Source organism: Neobacillus drentensis (assembly GCF_036962125.1).
In the GTDB taxonomy this organism is placed as follows: domain Bacteria; phylum Bacillota; class Bacilli; order Bacillales; family Cytobacillaceae; genus Neobacillus; species Neobacillus drentensis_B.
On the sequence record NZ_JBALOA010000003.1, the window covers coordinates 110845 to 128030 of the forward strand.

Consider the following 17186-nt stretch of genomic DNA (forward strand, 5'->3'; position numbering starts at 1 on the left):
TTGCTCATGTCGACGGAATTAATTTTACGGATCGCCCAAGAAGCTATTTACACCATATTGATTGTTACCGCTCCAGTAGCTGGGATTGCCTTAATTGTCGGCTTATTAGTAAGTATTTTTCAAGCGACTACCCAAATTCAGGAACAGACTCTTGCCTTTGTTCCAAAAATTGTCGCTGTGTTCCTCTCCATTTTAATTTTTGGTCCGTGGATGCTGCGACACGTGGTTGATTTCACACAAAGTTTATTGGGAAATCTTTCTCAATTTGTTGGATAAGTGATGATTATGAATATGGATTCTGCGACACTGTGGACCCTTTTACTTATTTTTATACGCATCACAACATTTATGGTGACTGCTCCATTATTTTCCGGACGTCAAATTCCCAACCAATATAAAATTGGTTTTAGTGCCGTCCTTAGTATTCTTTGTGTGGGCTTGGTTAAAGAACCGATTCCAGAACTGGATGAGTCGTTCATTATTGTTTTGATTCTCAAAGAATTTCTAGTAGGGATCGTACTCGGTATGGTTGGAAATATTCTGCTGTACGCAGTCCAAATGGCAGGCTCCTTGATGGATGTTTTGATTGGTTTTTCGATGGCAAGCCTTTTTGATCCCACGTTTGGGACAAGCGCACAACTTTCGGGTCGGATGCAAAATACTTTAGCTTTACTTGTATTACTAGCAACAGATGGTCACCATCTCCTTATCCAAGGGGTATTAACAAGTTTTGATTGGATTCCTATCCAAGCTACTGTTCCAGCGTTTACCGACGGCCATTTAGCCTCCTTTTTGCTAGATTGTGTCCAACAAATGTTTTTAATTGGCTTTATGATGGCTGCACCAATTATTGGGACGCTGTTTCTGGTGGATGTGGCCTTGGGAATTATTGCAAGGACTGTGCCACAGATGAACTTGTTTGCGGTATTCCCACCTATGAAGATCATGATTCATTTTTTTATTTATATTTTTATTCTTCCTAGTTTCTTTTATTTATTAAAAATTCTTTTTGAAAACATGTTTACCTCGATGTACTCAATCCTGAAAATAATGGGGGTGTAGAAGAATGCTTCTTCGTATAGATTTGCAATTATTTGCTGATGAAAAGACGGAAAAAGCCACGCCAAATAAGCGGCGTGATGCTAGGAAAAAAGGGCAGGTCGCGAAGAGCCCTGAGGTTTCTTCTGCGCTCACATTACTGTTCGCCTTTTCATTCTTTATGATCGGCGGAAAGAGTTTTATGGAGGGTTGCTTAAATATCTATCGGCATAGTTTTCAAGAATACTTGCTTTGGGATCTATCAATCTCTAATACACAGATGTTATTTACTCAATTATTGTGGGATGTCACGAAGTTAGTCTTGCCCATATTTGCAGTGGTGCTCGTAGCAGGGGTCTTAGCCAATTACATGCAGGTTGGCTTTATGTTTAATGCTGAGTCATTAAAAATGAATTTAGCTAAACTAAATCCATTGCAAGGAGCAAAACAAATTTTCTCGATTCGTTCCATCGTCGAATTAATCAAATCAATTTTGAAAATCGTGATAACCACAGTAATCGTCTTTTTAATAATATGGAAACAGAAAAATGAGTTGTTTAAGATTGGTGAAAAAAATCTGTATGACTCTGCAAGATTTGTAGGTTCACTTACGGTGAATATTGGGATAACAATAGCTATCTGCTTGGTTGTATTGGCTGCTGCCGATTACTTCTATCAATGGTTCTCCCATGAAAAGAAGCTTCGGATGTCTAAACAGGATATTAAGGATGAACATAAAAAGATGGAAGGCGATCCGTTGATAAAAGGGAAACGGAGAGCGAGGCAGCAGCAGTTGGCCATGAATCGGATGATGCAGGATCTCCCCAAGGCGGATGTCGTGATTACTAATCCTACGCACTTTGCTGTAGCTATCAAATATGATTTCGAAACAATGGCTGCACCAGAAGTGATTGCTAAAGGAATAGACCATATTGCCTTGAAAATTAAGGAAATCGCAAAAGAAAATAAAATTATGACGGTTGAAAACAGACCTTTGGCTCGTGCACTCTATGCAGCAGTGGAAATCGGACAGCCAATACCAGAAGAATTGTTCAATGCAGTGGGGGAGATATTAGCGTATGTTTACTATCAGGAAGGTCGGTATAAGGGGATGATGACATGAAAATAAAAGAATTTTCGGTATTCATCGTTGTCATACTAATTGTCACGATGATGATCATTCCACTACCTACACTATTATTGGATTTTCTACTAATTTTTAATATCTGTGCATCCTTAATGATTTTATTAGTAGCGATGAATACGAAAGAACCATTAGATTTTTCAATTTTTCCAACCGCGCTTTTAATTACGACGTTATTTAGGTTAGCCCTTAATGTCTCAACTACTCGTTCCATTCTTTCTAAAGCTGATGGTGGAAAAGTAATCGAGACGTTTGGCTCCTTCGTAATTGGTGGAAGTCCGGTCATCGGTTTTATTGTTTTCCTAATTCTTGTTGTCATTCAATTTATTGTTATTACTAAGGGTTCTGAAAGGGTTGCGGAAGTTGCAGCTCGTTTCACCTTGGATGCCATGCCTGGTAAGCAAATGAGTATTGATGCCGATATGAATGCTGGATTAATTAGTGAACAAGATGCCCGTGTCCGCCGCCGGAAAATCGAAATGGAAGCTGATTTTTACGGAGCGATGGACGGGGCAAGTAAGTTTGTTAAAGGGGACGCCATCGCAGGTATTATTATTCTTTTAATAAATGTTATTGGTGGATTTATCATTGGTATTGCCATTCATGGCATGGGGTTTGCCGAGGCAGCAAGCACCTTCACCCTGTTATCTGTAGGGGATGGATTGGTCAGCCAGGTACCAGCCTTACTTATTTCAACAGCTACTGGGATAACGGTGACTCGAGCTGCCACAGACGGCAGTTTGGGATCAGATATTATCCAACAAATTTTTAATTACCCGAAGCTGCTCTATATTGTTGCTGTAACCATTTTTATGCTTGGATTATTTACACCAATCGGTCTTTTCTTAACATTTCCAGTTGCTGGGATTTTAGCATTTAGTGCTTATACTATGCAGAAATCTGCTAATAAAGAGGAACTACTCAGTGCAGAGGTTGAAAATGAATCAATCGAAGATGATATCAGTAATCCTGAGAAGGTAATTAGCCTGTTGCAGCTTGATACCTTGGAATTAGAAATAGGCTATGGGTTAATTCCTTTAGCCGATCAAAAACAGGGCGGTGACATTCTCGATCGAATTGTCATGATTCGTAGGCAATTTGCGATTGAATTAGGTTTGGTTATTCCGACGATTCGGATTAGAGACAATTTACAGTTGACCCCGAATCAGTATGTGCTTAAATTTCGCGGCACTAAGATTGCAAGCGGTGAGGTATACTTAGATCATTTTCTCGCGATGAATCAGGGTGCAGAAGGATCAGGGATAGATGGAATTCAGGTCATAGAACCAGCGTTTGGCCTACCAGCTACCTGGGTTAGCTTGGAAGCAAAACAAATGGCCGAACTAATGGGTTATATGATTGTTGATCCTCCTTCCGTAATTGCCACGCATTTGACTGAGGTATTGAAACAATATGCGTACCAGTTATTGAGAAGAGAAGAAACAAAGGAATTAATCGATAACTTAAAAGAAAGTCACCCAAATCTAGTTGACGAACTCGTACCTAATTTACTTTCTTACGGTGACATTCAAAAGGTTTTACAGAATCTACTTCGAGAGCAAATATCGATCAGAGATTTAGCCGCTATCTTTGAAACTCTTGCCGATTTCGCAGTCTATACGAAAGACCCAAGGGTATTAACAGAGTATGTTCGTCAGTCGCTGACACGTCAAATTACTGAGCAATATTCGGAAGATGGAGTTATAAATGTTTTAACTGCAGGAGCCACATTAGAGAAAGGGATTTCAGATTGCATTCAGCAAACGGAAGCTGGAGGTTATTACCTTTCAATGGACCCACAAACAAATCGAAGGATTATAGAAGTCCTTCAGGAACAAATCGACCGTGTGGTTAAAGCGGGTGGTCTTCCCATTTTTCTTACTTCACCGTCGATTCGGATGTACTTGAAACAATTTGTTGATAAAATCATGCCGACCGTACCTGTTCTTGCTTACACTGAGCTGGAACCTACTATTGAAATTCAAAGTATAGGAGTGGTGAATATATGAAAACAAAAAAAATTGTTGCAGATTCTATGCCCCTTGCTTTAAAGATGGTTAGGCAGCAATTAGGGGAAAATGCGATTATTGTTAATACGAGGACCATTAACAAGGGGGGGATTTTTGGGTTATTTTCAAAACAAAAATTTGAAGTGACTGCCTATTCGATTGAGAAGGAAAGCCCTAAATCTGAGCCTAAATTCTCATTAGAATTGAAAGAGAAGCCCTATAAACCAGAATTAAAAAGTAATGATTCCCAAATCAATATCGACGATAAGGAAGAGAATAAATCGGGATTCCATAAGAAGCCTCAAGATTTATATAATTTTTATACTAAATCGACAACCAGCACTGAAAATACGATTTCGACACCCATGCCTTCTACCCATTCGTTAACAAATGCGATTCCTTCATCAGAATCGAAGTCGGTGGAAAATGAGAATTCGGTTCTGGAAGAATTGCAGCAAATGAAAAAAATGATGATGACCTTCTTGATTAATGAGCGGCAACCGGATATGATGCACCCAAGCTTGGCGAAGTGGGTGGCCCATTTAAAAAAACAAGGTGTAGATGAGGAAGTGCTTGCGGAAATCGTAAATCGAATTGTCACAAAGTACGATGGACAAAATGATTTAAATGATGACGTCATTGAAACGGAGTTATTCACAATAATTTCTGGGATGATTCAAAAGAAATTACCCATTACAAATATGGTTCACGAGCAAACACGGATGATTAATGTTATTGGACCGACGGGAGTGGGTAAAACCACTTCGATTGCAAAACTAGCGACAGAACAAGTTCTAAAACAAAACCGTAGGGTTGGTATGATTACCACAGATGTCTATCGTATAGCCGCAGTAGATCAGTTAAAAACCTATGCTGCCATTCTAAATGTACCTGTAGAAGTGGTGCGAACAGCGGATGAACTAGAAACGGCACTGAAAAAACTACAATACTACGATCTAATTTATATGGACACTACTGGCCGAAATTATAAAGATGTGAAAAACCGCCAAACTATTAATCAATTTTTAAATCATCCTATTCAGAGTGAAAATTACTTAGTGTTAAGTATGACCACTAAATTTGAAGATATGCAAATCATATTGAATGAGTTTTTGGAGAGCTCAATTAAAAAACTGATTTTAACCAAAATGGATGAAACATCAAGTTATGGGTCCATTCTTAATATTGCCTATAAATACCCATATCAATTATCGTATCTAACGAATGGGCAGAGTGTCCCTGAGGATATTAGCACCATCGATGCAAAGATGCTTGCGAGATACTTATTAGGGAAGGAAAGTTAAAATGGACCAAGCACAAAGTCTTAGGGAATATATGCATCGATTTAATATCCAGCAAGAAGATAAACATTCTGCTCGGGTCATAACGATTACGAGCGGAAAGGGTGGGGTAGGTAAATCAAATTTCACCCTAAACTTTGCTTTAGGATTAAATGAAGCTGGTAAAAAAGTTGTCCTCTTAGATTTAGACTTATCAACCGCAAATATTAATATCCTCATGGGGATCACGGCACGAAATAGTCTTGCGGATGTTTTGCACCGACAGAAATCGATATGGGATGTTTTAGAAAAAGGAACGGCAGGCATTGATTATATCTCTGGAGGACTAGAGATTCAGGATTTAATGGAATTAGACCCAAGCACACTCTCATTTTTTTGGGGCCAGATTCAAAAACTTCAAACGTATGCTGATTTTATTTTATTAGACACAGGTGCGGGTATCTCAAAAGAGTTAGTCGATTTTATTTTAGCATCCGATGAAACCATATTAGTTACAACACCGGAACCGACTGCAATTGCAGACTCGTATGCTGTTTTAAAGACGGTTCTGCAGTTCACGAACCAAACTCCCAAATTTCGACTGGTGGTAAATCGAGCTCAAAACTTTCGGGAAGCAGTTGATACGTCTAGAGCAATAAAAAATGCCTCAAGTAGTTTTCTAAAATTTAATTTATCAACTCTTGGTTATTTGATGGAAGATGATCACGTAAGGCAATCGGTCAGATCACAAATGCCATTTTATATTTCCTATCCAAATTGTGAAGCATCAAAAAACATTAGACAAATTGTTTATTCTTACCTTCCGAATTCCAAGGAATCTCCAGCGACGCCAACAAGGGGGATACGAAATTTTTTTGAAAAAATTTTTTCAATACGTAAGTAAAAGGAGGAACAAATGGCTGCGAATTGGAAACTTAATGCTATCTTGGGCTTCATTGCGTTTCTTCTTACTTATTTATTTTCGGTTACTAATAATACTTGGCAAACATCTATGTTAAGAGCGTGTTTGGGTTTTGTCCTTTTCTTTGTTTTAGGTTATTTATTACGTTTTGCTTTGAATCAAATGATAATAAAGCAAAACTTGAATGCGGGCCAGGCTAATAATCCAACTGAGGAAAGTAAAACAAGTCCAGATATGACAAACCAAGTAGATGTAGGTCTGGAAGATGCATTTCAACAGATTCCCTTACAATCTATACATAAAGGGGAGAACACAAAAGTTCCTGAAGAGATCTCAGGCATGATCAGAAATTGGACAACCCAAGACTAGGAGGGATGAACGTTGGGAGCAGGTATGAAAGAAACTTTACCACATGATTTATTGTGGAGGACTTATCGTGAGAATCACGATTCAAGGTCACAGGAACATCTTGTCAAACAATATATGTATCTAGTTGAGCAAATGGCCAATCGATTGAGTCAAAGTATACCGCAACGTATTATTCCCAAAGAGGACTTGATGGGGTTAGGATATATAGGTTTACTAGAAGCTATCAAAAAATTTGATTATAATAAGGGCTTTCAATTTGAAACCTTTGGCTTATGGCGGATTAAAGGAGCCATGTTGGATGGGATTCGTCAAATGGACTGGGTGCCGCGCGGATTAAGAGATAAAGCAAAAAAACTCAATAGTGCGTTTCGAGAATTGGAACAAAATTTAATGAGATCCCCGACCGAAGAGGAACTTAGCCAATATATGAATATTCCACTTGATGAAGTGGATAAAGCAATGGCTGCCTTATCAGTTTCCACATTGCTTTCTCTGAATGAACCGATGAATTCAAATGAAGATGATGGAAAACAGCAAAGTCGCTTGGATCAGATTAAAGATGATAGTTTTGTGAACCATGAACAGCAAATGCAAATGGCAGATTTCAGACAAATGATTGCTGCTTGTATCGATAAAATGCCTGAAAAAGAAAGGTTAGTTATTTCATTATTATATTATGAGGGACTAACTCAAGTAGAAATTGCGGAAGTATTAAATCTTACGAAAGGGAGAATCTCCCAAATTCATTCGCGCGCAATCCTCCGTATTAGACAGAGCTTTGAAGCAAAAGGTTATTCATTAGATTCATTTATCTAATTTTTTTCCACACTCTTTTTAGGAGTGTGTTTTTTTTTGAAAGAAAATAGAGATTTTGTTAAACAAATATTTTGTTTTTCCGATAAATACTATAGAAGTATATCTATCGTTAGAATCAAAATAAATCAAGAAATGGTGTTGTCTGTGAAAACTTCGTTTGATGCCAAGACTCCTTTCAAAATTTATAAGTCTCTTTTTGATGAACATGAAGATGCTTGTTTCGCCCTAGATTTGGAAGGTAACTTTATACTGTTTAATGATGCTGCTGAGAAATTAACGGGTTATCCAACAAAGGAAGCACTATTAATGTCTTTTATCACATTGGTCCACGATGATTGTTTGGAAATAACCTTGCGTTCTTTTGAAAATGTCTTACAAGGGAATCGTGAAAGTTTCGATTCAGCTATTTACGATAAGAAAGGAACAAGAGTTTCGGTATCTATAACTTTTATTCCAGTAAGCTTGGATAAACAAATTTGTGGGATTTTAGGGATTGTTAAGAATAGTGAAAAAAGCAATTATAATCCTTCTTTCTTCGACCAAAATAAAGTACTTGAAATGATTGTTAATAATTACCCATTAAAAGTAGTATTAGAAGAGATTATTTATTCGATTAAGAAGGACTCTAATGGAGGAGTATGCTCCATTCATTTAGTCAATGAAAATGGAACGACTCTAACTCTGGGGGAAGCCCCTAAAGTAAGAGCAAGCTGGTCTACCCCAATAAGTGATAAAGATAAGACACTATTAGGGATATTTGATATGTACTTTAACAAGCCACGTATTCCTAATGCGCGCGAAAAGCAAATGATTAAAAAGGCAACCGATCTAACTTGTTTAGTTATTCAACATTATCATGCACAAGAGAAGATAAATTTTTTATCATCTTATGATGAACTAACAGGCTTAGCCAACAGACGTTTTTTTGATGAACAAGTTAATATAGCAATCAATCTTTATAAAAAAGAAGAAGGCAAGTTGATAGGGTTATTGTATCTTGATTTGGACCAATTTAAGCGAATCAATGATTATCTTGGCCATAATGTTGGTGACCAATTGTTAAAAAAAGTTGCCGAGCGGATTCAACAGAGTGTTCGAACGAATGATGTGGTATCTCGCCGAGGCAGTGATGAGTTTACAATCCTATTAGACCATGTAACAAAACAAGAAATCACTCTTATTTCAAGTAGAGTCACGGATGCTTTTTCTATGCCCTTTTTTATTGCCGGAAATGAAGTTTTTATTACTCCGAGTATTGGTATTAGTCTTTTCCCACTTGATGGAATAAAAGCGAATGAGTTATCAAGTAAAGCTGATATAGCAATGTATCATGCGAAAAAAAATGGAAGAAACAATATTCAATTCTATCATTTGAATCTTGATAAAAAGAACCATAAACGCATAGAAATTGAAAATGAATTAAGGAAAGCAATCGAAAAAAACGAATTTATTCTACATTATCAACCTATTATTGACCTTTCTACAAATAAGATTACTGGTGTAGAAGCATTGGTTCGCTGGGAAAATCCCTTTCGTGGAAAAATACCTCCTGACGAATTTATCCCGATTGCTGAAGAAACTGGAATGATTATACAAATAGGTGAAATAGTTTTAAAAAAAGCATGCGTTCAAATGAAGAAATGGCAAGATAGTGGTTTCATCCTATCAACTATTTCGGTAAATATTTCGATTCGCCAGTTTTTTCAACCTAACCTTGTTCCGATGATTGCTGAAATTATTAAAGAAACTGGTATTGATCCAATCTGCCTTACCATAGAAATAACAGAAAGTATGACCATGGATGTGGAAATTGCATCAACTATTTTACATGATCTCAAAGGGCTTGGTGTCAATATTTCAATTGATGATTTTGGAACAGGCTATAGTTCACTTAGTTATTTAAAAAAATTCCCAATCGATTATTTAAAGATCGATCGATCTTTCATTAGTGATATTGCCAAAAACAAAGATGATGAAAATATTGCTACTACGATCCTCCTAATGGCACACAATTTAGGACTAAGTGTTATTGCTGAAGGGGTGGAAACAAATGAACAGTTAGGCGTTCTACGCAATCACCGTTGTAATGAGGCTCAAGGCTTTCTCTTTAGTAAACCGCTTCCAGCTCAAGAATTGAAACAATTATTATCCGATCTACCTCTCAGTTTTTTTTGCACGTAAGAGATAGTTTTAGATGTTAAATGGTACTTTATTGTAATCTAGTTGTTATAAAATAAACTGTTTTATTTTTTGAATCCTGAAACGGAATATTATATAATTTTTGTTAGGGCCATTCTCAGGTCAATTGGGCTTGACCTACATAATTAATAGGATTAGGAGTAGTAAAATGGAAAAAATACTTATTTTCGGTCATAAAAATCCTGACACCGATACCATTTGTTCTGCGATTGCATATGCAGACTTAAAAACACAATTAGGCATGGATGTTGAACCAGTTCGTTTAGGACAAATAAATGGGGAAACAGAATATGCTCTTAAGCAATTTAACGCAGAGGTTCCGCGTTTGGTTGAAGCCGTGGCTAGTGAGGCGAACTCCGTTATTTTAGTCGATCACAACGAGCGCCAGCAAAGTGCCAATGATATTGAGGAGGTTCGTGTCCTTGAAGTAATCGACCACCACCGCATTGCGAATTTTGAAACAAGCGATCCCTTGTATTACCGCTGCGAGCCTGTGGGCTGTACGGCAACGATCTTAAATAAAATGTATAAAGAAAACAATAAACAAATCAGTAAACCAATCGCAGGTCTTATGCTTTCAGCGATTATTTCTGACTCTTTATTATTTAAGTCCCCAACTTGTACGCCAGAAGACGTGGCTGCAGCACGTGAGTTAGCGGAGATCGCTGGAGTTGATGCGGATGTATACGGGCTTGAGATGCTTAAAGCGGGTGCAGATGTTCGCGATAAATCTATAGCTGAACTCCTAAGCTTGGATGCGAAAGGGTTTGAAATGGGTTCAAGTAAAGTGGAAATTGCTCAAGTGAATGTAGTCGACACAGAAGATGTTCTTGCTCGCCAAGCGGAATTAGAAGCAGCCATTTCTATCATCATTGAAGAAAAGAAATTAGACTTATTCCTGTTTGTGGTAACAGATATTTTAACAAACGATTCAGTTGGTTTAGCTTTAGGAAGCAAATCGGCGGCCGTGGAAAAAGCTTATAATGTTACCCTTACAAATAACACCGCTCCATTAAAAGGTGTTGTTTCACGTAAAAAACAAATTGTACCAGTTTTAACGGATATTTTTACTAAAGGTGTGTAGTCTAATCGACCGTCCATGGACATTTTCATGGACGGTCTTTTTCTGCTTATAGATATATTTTAAAAATTCCTAACACGGGTTGTTTCATTATTTGTACCTGTGAATTTAGTCAGTTTGCTTTTGATTTTCCTCTTTCTTATCTTTCATCAACAAAAAGGTTAAAGGTTGATCAGAACCTGTCATTAATTTATAGACATAAGAAGAGGTGATTTTATAGCCTTCATCTATTTTCGCTGCCAAGTAATTGGTTCTTTCAAATAAAATTGAACGAATATGATTGATTTGACGAGTAATTTTGTCGATTAGAGCTTCCTGAGTGTCCAGACGTTGTAAAACACCAGCTTGAAACTCCTCTTGTTTCGTTAGTGTTTCAGCAAACTCTTTTTGTAATTCTAGCTGTTCATTCATTTGAACGATAAGTTGATGATTTGTATCCTCGTTGCTGTCCAATCGCTTCCGTAAATCCACCAGTTGTTCACCCACATAATTCCAATGGGTTAATTGAGTTTCCTCCTGTATCCGCGTTTTAAACCCTAATTCAGATAAGGCTTTTTCGAGTGCTGCATTTGCCTTTTGTTGTTCCTTCATGAGTTCTGACAAAAAATCCTGTCTTGAAATCACCTGATTCGACGTTTCAGACGGGTGTGTATTTTTATAAACCTCCGGATGTTCATTGTTATTAATAAATAATCCCATACCTCTCTCCGCCTTTTGTTTTGATTGTGATAGTTTATGCGTAAAGGACAAAAGAGGGGACATGATTGGGCTAGGGTCCAATGATAAAAAAAATGCTTGGGAATTCTCATCGAACCCCAAGCATTTATCATCATATTTATTTAGACGAGCAGTGGTGCCTTTAAAACAAATTTTTCGATGACCTTTGCGACGCCATCGTTCATATTCGAGTCGGTCACATAATCGGCCTTTTCCTTTATATCATCAGGGGCATTGCCCATTGCGACACCAAGACCTGCAAATTCAATCATTGCTAAATCATTGTAGCTGTCTCCCATTGCAATCACTTCCGTGCGGTCAATTCCGAGCTTGGCAATTAACTGGTCGAGACTCGTTCCTTTTGTGACACCTGCCTCGGTGAACTCTAAAAAGAAGGGCTTCGAGCGCATCACGCTTAGTTGTCCAGCTAATTCCTGCTGCAGCTTTTGTTCGACATTTGCAAGGATTGCTTCGTCTTCAAGCATTAATACTTTTACGACTGGTTCATTTACAGAATCTACTAAGCTACTAACCTCAATAATATCAAGCCCGGTAATTTCAGCTTCAATATCAGTATATTGGTTACCAGCCTCAGTAACGATGGTGTCGCCGACATAGGTATGCATCCAAACATTTTCGCGGCGACTTAATTCATATAGGTCACGAACGGTTTCTGGTGAAAGCGTACTGCTAAAAAGCTCTTCACCGGTTCGGCAGTTGGTTATTTTTGCCCCATTAAAAGAAAGAATAAAGCTGCCATATTCCTTTAGAGATAATTCATCAGCAATATGATGCATTGCATAGGTAGGGCGCCCTGATGCTAAAACTACCTTAACCCCAAGTTCCTGAGCATCCATTAACGCTTTTTTTGTTCGTGGGGAAATCGTATGGTCGTCTTGTAATAACGTATCATCTAAGTCTAATACAATCATTTTATAGGTCATTCTGGATGTGTCCTTTCTCTAATCGATTTACTCTATCTTACTATAATTTACGAAAAAAAACTTTTAACAATTGAACCCAATTATAGAATCTAGTAATAAAATAAAGTACTACCCTAATGATGGAGTTGAACGAGCATGTCTTTTTTTAGTATTTTTAAAAGTAAATGCAGTATTTGTAAAAGAAAAGTAAGTCCGCTCCGGAAATATATCAATGATAAAGACGAAATCGTAAAAGTGTGTATTCCTTGCTCAGAATATGCAGAACGCAGGGCTTATCGGAAAATAACCTAACTGGGGAATCCATTAAAGTTGATCCTTTAATGGATTTTTATAAGGACAAAGATATTCGTACGGTAGGTACTTATTTTTGAAAAAATATGTAATACTTAAAGGAGCATAATTACAGTCAGCAAGGAAGAAGCTGGCAGATAGAAGTGATGGAGGATGAGTAAACATGAATCGTTGCGGCTGGGTAAATCAGGATCCACTATATATCAATTATCATGACCATGAATGGGGCGTTCCGGTTTATGATGACCGGTTATTGTTTGAATACTTAAATCTCGAAGGGGCCCAGGCAGGACTGAGTTGGTATACGATTTTAAAAAAGCGTGAGAATTACAGAAGGGCCTTTGACAACTTTGAAGTTGAAAAAATTATCAGATATGATGAACAGAAAATCGAGGAATTGCTTCAAAATGAAGGGATTGTCCGCAATAAGCTTAAAATTAATGCTGTTATTACAAATGCCAATGCGTTTGTAAAGGTTATCGAGGAATTTGGTTCGTTCAGTAAGTACATATGGTCCTTTGTTGGAGGAAAGCCTATCCATAATCACTTCAAAGAAATGGACGAGGTGCCGGCTGTCACGGAAATAAGTGACAAACTCAGTAAGGATTTAAAAAAACGCGGTTTTAAATTTGTCGGATCCACCATTTGTTATGCGTTTATGCAAGCGACGGGGATGGTGAATGACCATATTGTCACCTGTGATTGTTATCAAAAGACACTCCAACAAACAAACTGATGAAAAAAGCGATTATCTCGATGGAGAGACATCGCTTTCTTTAGTTTGTGTAAAGAAAAATATAAAAATGGCAATAGATAGTAGAAATAGAAAAATCTCACCCTTAGACGGTTCGAACGTTGGGAGATCTGTTAAAGACATGTTGCCACTTCCTTTTAATAGATTATAGTTTCTGGTTCGATATCAAAGTGTTCTGAAACAATCCAGCGAAATTGAGTAAAGACCTTTTCCAAATCAGGCAATGTCGGTTCATGTTTTGGAACGCCAAAAATCGGTCCAGTAATATTAAAACTAAACCGGCCTGGTCCCAAAAAGATACCTGACACATTTGTCTGATCACTAAGCAATAAAATGGCTAAAAGGATATCCCCAACGTCCAATAATAAACTCAATGTCTTATTACCAGATTTTCCTTCTAAGCGTCCTATTCCTGTAAGCGGTCCACCAACCGAGAGGGCAAATCCTCCTGGTTCTACAATAAGTCTAACAACTGTCACTTGACCAGTTAATAATAAAAATGCCGTAATAATATCAAGATTTCGTTGGATGGTAATAACTGTTTGCAGACCTTTTTCAACGTCACAAGTATTTTTCAATGATTTTCACATCCCACTTAACCTTCATATGAACGATTATGGCAATAGTAGAAATCTATGAATTAAAATATATCTTTTGTATGTTATGAAGAAAATTCGAGAATGCTCCTAAAATTACAAAAAAAGCCCATCACAAACGTGAGGGGCTTTACTTTGTATTTAAGATATTTTTGGATTATTGTCGAGGATTATCAACTGCAAACTCAGAAGTTGGCAATGTAATAACTTTACCGCCAATTTGGACATGGATGGTATCGTTGAAAATGGCTTTCACAATTCCCTTTAATGAAATGGTTGAATTAACAGAGATTTTTTTGGATTCAGATGGATTGGCCACAAGATCAACGCCTTTCGAAATTGGTAGAAGTAAAGGATCATGGAACAAAAAATAAAGATACATTAAATTATTCGGAACTATATGATAAACTCCTGCAACAATAAAGATTATTTATAAAAAAATCGGTCATGTTGGAGCCGGCTATTTTGCAAAGGGGTGTATAAACAACAATAGCGATTTAACATGAACCGTGGTTCAAGTATCGCATTTTTTCTGTAGGCTGTCAATAAAAACATGAACTGTGGTTCAAATTTAAAAATAGTGGTATGATAAGAGAGAGGTGATAAAATGTCAGACCGTGATGACCAATTAATTGGTGAATTTCCTTTTATCCCAAAACAAGAACGAGCCCAGCAAAAAAGAAATGCCTTGCTCGAAAGTGGTCGTACATTGTTTATTTCGAAAGGGTACGAGCAAACTACTGCTAAGGAAATCGCTTCGTATGCAGGGGTTGCAACTGGCACCTTTTATCGTTATTTTTCAGACAAACGACAACTGTTAATGTCATTATTAGAGGATAAATTAGACGAGCTTCTCCCTCCTGAACCGACCTGGGTATCTCGTGATCCAGAAACATTATTAGCCTCCCTCTTACAAGCACATTATCAACGGTTGAATGAGTTAGAACTACACCGGGTTTTGCCGGAATTGATGCTGAAAGACCCAGAACTGGCTGAGTTTTTGCGTGAAGCAAGAAGCAAGATTCATGAAAGAATTCTTTTTGGGCTGCAACAAGCGAAGGATAAAAGATTAACCTGGGGAGATTTGGATTTAAATTCGGTCTCATGGGCAATTTTAGTAGTTGTGGAGAATAGTCAATGGATTCAGGATCAGAATGGGAGTTGTACGACAGATTTTCATGAAATTGCGAAGGTGATTTGCCGGATGGTTTTCCCGCCAGAAACGTTAGAACAATTGCGTCAACTAGCTGATGATTAGGGATATTTGATTAATAATAAACTGAAAGCGGTGTCGATGATGATAAATGTACAGGTTGAGGATTTTATGGTCAAAGATGTAATTTCAGCTCGTTCGAATGCTACCATTAAAGAGGTTACGGCCATGTTTGTTGAAAAAAAAATTGGCGGTGTCCCGATTGTCGATGAATTCGGTGTGTTACGTGGAATTGTAACTGATGGAGATATTTTACGAGCAATCAGTCCAGTCAATCGCCGGATTCATGATTATTTCTCGTTAATCACGTATGTAGCAGAGGAAAAAATTGAGAATCGTTTAGATGAATTAGCCGACCGAGAAATTATTAGAATTGCAAAAACACATGGTGTGGTTACTGTCCATCCTGAAGATGATATGAAAAAAGTCGTCTCTCTTTTGTCTAAGCATCACTTTAAAAAACTCCCTGTTGTGAATGCATCGAATCATGTGGTCGGTGTAATCAGCCGGGGAGATGTCATTCGCAGCATCCAAGAAGCGATCATTAATGAAATGTAATCAATGCCATTATAAGCCCTTCACAAGATAGTGAAGGGCCATTTAAATTAATATATTGCTATTGTTTCACTTATTGGACAGGTTTCTCAAGCAAAAGCTCAGATGCCGGGAGCGTGATTATTTTCCCGCCAATTTGCACATGAACGGTATCGTTGAAAATGGCTTTGACGATTCCTTTTAAAGAAATGGTTGAATTCACAGAGATTTTTTTCCCTTCAGACTGGTTTGCCATATTAACCAACACCCTTCAAATTAGTTATGAAAATATTATATATGAAGAAATGGAAATAAAGCTAGAATAAATAATCAGAAAAGTTAAAAATTTTAAACAGAGTTCATTACCATATTAATTATCTATATGTGAAATGAAAATAAATGGTGTATGTTATAATAGTCCATAAAGGAGGCGGACCAAATGTCTAATGAAGTCAATAGAGATGACGAACTTTTGGATGATTCCTGCTGCTCACATGAAGGGAGTAACCGGAAAAGTCATCATTCCGATAAGGTGAAAACGAATCTGGTAACAAGGTTAAACAGGATAGAAGGTCAAATTCGCGGCATAAAAGGCTTGATTGAAAAAGATACATATTGTGATGATGTAATCAACCAGATTTCAGCCACCCAATCCGCCTTAAATAGCGTAGCCAAAATCTTGCTGGAAGGTCACATGAAGAGCTGTGTGGTGGAAAGAATTCAGGAAGGTGATTTTGAAGTCTTGGATGAGGTTTTGGTTACCATCCAAAAACTAATGAAAAAGTAAATTGTGACGAATGATATTCAAAACAAGACTGTTTTTCGAAAGAGGATGTACCAATACTTGGTACATTCTCTTTTTTGGAAGGGAAGAAAATTATTTCAGGTGTTTACAAACAAAGGGCGGTATCTTTATCCTTTACATGAGACTAAAGCAAAAAACTTCAATTTGAATAAAATATCCAAGAAAGGATGTTGTGTCAATGTATTTTATAGTGTTAATTCTAATTGGTACGGTGATTCCATTTCTGTTAATGAAAATAAAATCTAGATGGGTAAATTGGAGTCCAGCCATTATCTTATTATTTGCATCGATTATTTTCGGGATAAAAGCAGCCGTTTTTCCAGGGGAGGGTATGAGGGATTTAGCTGATACACTTTATTTTCTGTTATTAGGTGCTGCCGGGATTGGGGCAATTATTGGGGGGGTTATCGTTCATTTTTTTAAAAGAAAACGATGATTCCAATAAGAAGTGGACCTGATCAGCGGATTGAGAGG

The 17186-nt window shown here is 37.4% G+C and carries 20 protein-coding genes; 15 read left to right on the forward strand and 5 right to left on the reverse strand.

Features of this window, described 5'->3' with window-relative positions:
• The first annotated feature begins 6 nt into the window (after positions 1-6).
• From fliQ to V7121_RS02615, 10 genes are all read left to right on the forward strand, one after another.
• The gene (gene fliQ / locus V7121_RS02570) at positions 7-276 is read left to right on the forward strand and encodes a flagellar biosynthesis protein FliQ (protein ID WP_335502489.1); all 270 of its coding nucleotides are present in this window, start codon (positions 7-9) and stop codon (positions 274-276) included.
• Positions 277-285: 9 nt separating this feature from the next.
• Positions 286-1062 carry a flagellar biosynthetic protein FliR gene (gene fliR / locus V7121_RS02575; protein ID WP_335502490.1) on the forward strand — a complete coding sequence of 259 codons (777 nt, stop codon included), beginning with the start codon at positions 286-288 and terminating at the stop codon, positions 1060-1062.
• Between the two features lie 4 nt (positions 1063-1066).
• A complete protein-coding gene (gene flhB / locus V7121_RS02580; protein ID WP_335502491.1) occupies positions 1067-2161 on the forward strand; it encodes a flagellar biosynthesis protein FlhB in 1095 nt (364 codons plus the stop codon).
• Complete coding sequence (gene flhA / locus V7121_RS02585) at positions 2158-4191, forward strand: flagellar biosynthesis protein FlhA (protein ID WP_335502493.1); 2034 nt, start codon at positions 2158-2160, stop codon at positions 4189-4191. The genes flhB and flhA overlap by 4 nt, the downstream gene beginning before the upstream one ends.
• Positions 4188-5495, forward strand: coding sequence for a flagellar biosynthesis protein FlhF (flhF, locus tag V7121_RS02590; protein WP_335502496.1), 1308 nt, complete (start codon positions 4188-4190; stop codon positions 5493-5495). Before flhA ends, flhF begins: the two co-directional genes overlap by 4 nt.
• Position 5496: 1 nt before the next feature.
• A complete protein-coding gene (locus V7121_RS02595; RefSeq protein ID WP_335502501.1) occupies positions 5497-6375 on the forward strand; it encodes a MinD/ParA family protein in 879 nt (292 codons plus the stop codon).
• Between the two features lie 12 nt (positions 6376-6387).
• A complete protein-coding gene (locus V7121_RS02600) occupies positions 6388-6762 on the forward strand; it encodes a hypothetical protein (protein ID WP_335545594.1) in 375 nt (124 codons plus the stop codon).
• Between the two features lie 12 nt (positions 6763-6774).
• Positions 6775-7578, forward strand: coding sequence for a sigma-70 family RNA polymerase sigma factor (locus V7121_RS02605; protein WP_335545596.1), 804 nt, complete (start codon positions 6775-6777; stop codon positions 7576-7578).
• Positions 7579-7614: 36 nt separating this feature from the next.
• A complete protein-coding gene (locus tag V7121_RS02610) occupies positions 7615-9759 on the forward strand; it encodes a sensor domain-containing protein (protein WP_335502508.1) in 2145 nt (714 codons plus the stop codon).
• Positions 9760-9925: 166 nt separating this feature from the next.
• On the forward strand, positions 9926-10861 hold the full coding sequence (locus V7121_RS02615; RefSeq protein ID WP_335502511.1) for a manganese-dependent inorganic pyrophosphatase: 936 nt from the start codon (positions 9926-9928) through the stop codon (positions 10859-10861).
• Between the two features lie 105 nt (positions 10862-10966).
• On the opposite strand, the gene V7121_RS02620 is transcribed toward V7121_RS02615, so the two are convergent.
• Both V7121_RS02620 and V7121_RS02625 read right to left on the reverse strand, forming a co-directional pair.
• A complete protein-coding gene (locus tag V7121_RS02620; RefSeq protein ID WP_335502514.1) occupies positions 10967-11557 on the reverse strand; it encodes a hypothetical protein in 591 nt (196 codons plus the stop codon).
• A 140-nt stretch (positions 11558-11697) separates the two neighbouring features.
• A complete protein-coding gene (locus V7121_RS02625; protein WP_335502517.1) occupies positions 11698-12519 on the reverse strand; it encodes a Cof-type HAD-IIB family hydrolase in 822 nt (273 codons plus the stop codon).
• A gap of 454 nt (positions 12520-12973) precedes the next feature.
• On the opposite strand from V7121_RS02625, the gene V7121_RS02630 reads away from it, so the two are divergent.
• Positions 12974-13546, forward strand: a complete 573-nt coding sequence (locus tag V7121_RS02630; RefSeq protein WP_335503174.1) for a DNA-3-methyladenine glycosylase I — start codon at positions 12974-12976, stop codon at positions 13544-13546.
• 155 nt (positions 13547-13701) lie between these two features.
• Here V7121_RS02630 and V7121_RS02635 read toward each other — a convergent pair whose 3' ends face one another.
• Both V7121_RS02635 and V7121_RS02640 read right to left on the reverse strand, forming a co-directional pair.
• Positions 13702-14142, reverse strand: a complete 441-nt coding sequence (locus V7121_RS02635) for a hypothetical protein (protein ID WP_335503176.1) — start codon at positions 14140-14142, stop codon at positions 13702-13704.
• A 175-nt stretch (positions 14143-14317) separates the two neighbouring features.
• Entirely contained in the window at positions 14318-14479 is a 162-nt protein-coding gene (locus V7121_RS02640; protein ID WP_335503178.1) for a hypothetical protein, read from the reverse strand.
• Positions 14480-14767: 288 nt separating this feature from the next.
• Here V7121_RS02640 and V7121_RS02645 point away from each other — a divergent pair, with 288 nt between their 5' ends.
• Both V7121_RS02645 and V7121_RS02650 read left to right on the forward strand, forming a co-directional pair.
• A complete protein-coding gene (locus tag V7121_RS02645; protein WP_335545598.1) occupies positions 14768-15418 on the forward strand; it encodes a TetR/AcrR family transcriptional regulator in 651 nt (216 codons plus the stop codon).
• A gap of 36 nt (positions 15419-15454) precedes the next feature.
• Positions 15455-15931 carry a CBS domain-containing protein gene (locus V7121_RS02650; protein ID WP_335545599.1) on the forward strand — a complete coding sequence of 159 codons (477 nt, stop codon included), beginning with the start codon at positions 15455-15457 and terminating at the stop codon, positions 15929-15931.
• A gap of 70 nt (positions 15932-16001) precedes the next feature.
• Here the strand turns inward: V7121_RS02650 and V7121_RS02655 are convergent, their stop codons facing one another.
• Positions 16002-16163, reverse strand: coding sequence for a hypothetical protein (locus tag V7121_RS02655; protein WP_335503185.1), 162 nt, complete (start codon positions 16161-16163; stop codon positions 16002-16004).
• 183 nt (positions 16164-16346) lie between these two features.
• Here V7121_RS02655 and V7121_RS02660 point away from each other — a divergent pair, with 183 nt between their 5' ends.
• On the forward strand, positions 16347-16694 hold the full coding sequence (locus V7121_RS02660) for a metal-sensitive transcriptional regulator (RefSeq protein ID WP_335503188.1): 348 nt from the start codon (positions 16347-16349) through the stop codon (positions 16692-16694).
• 196 nt (positions 16695-16890) lie between these two features.
• Positions 16891-17148, forward strand: a complete 258-nt coding sequence (locus tag V7121_RS02665; RefSeq protein WP_335503191.1) for a hypothetical protein — start codon at positions 16891-16893, stop codon at positions 17146-17148.
• Positions 17149-17186 lie beyond the last annotated feature (38 nt).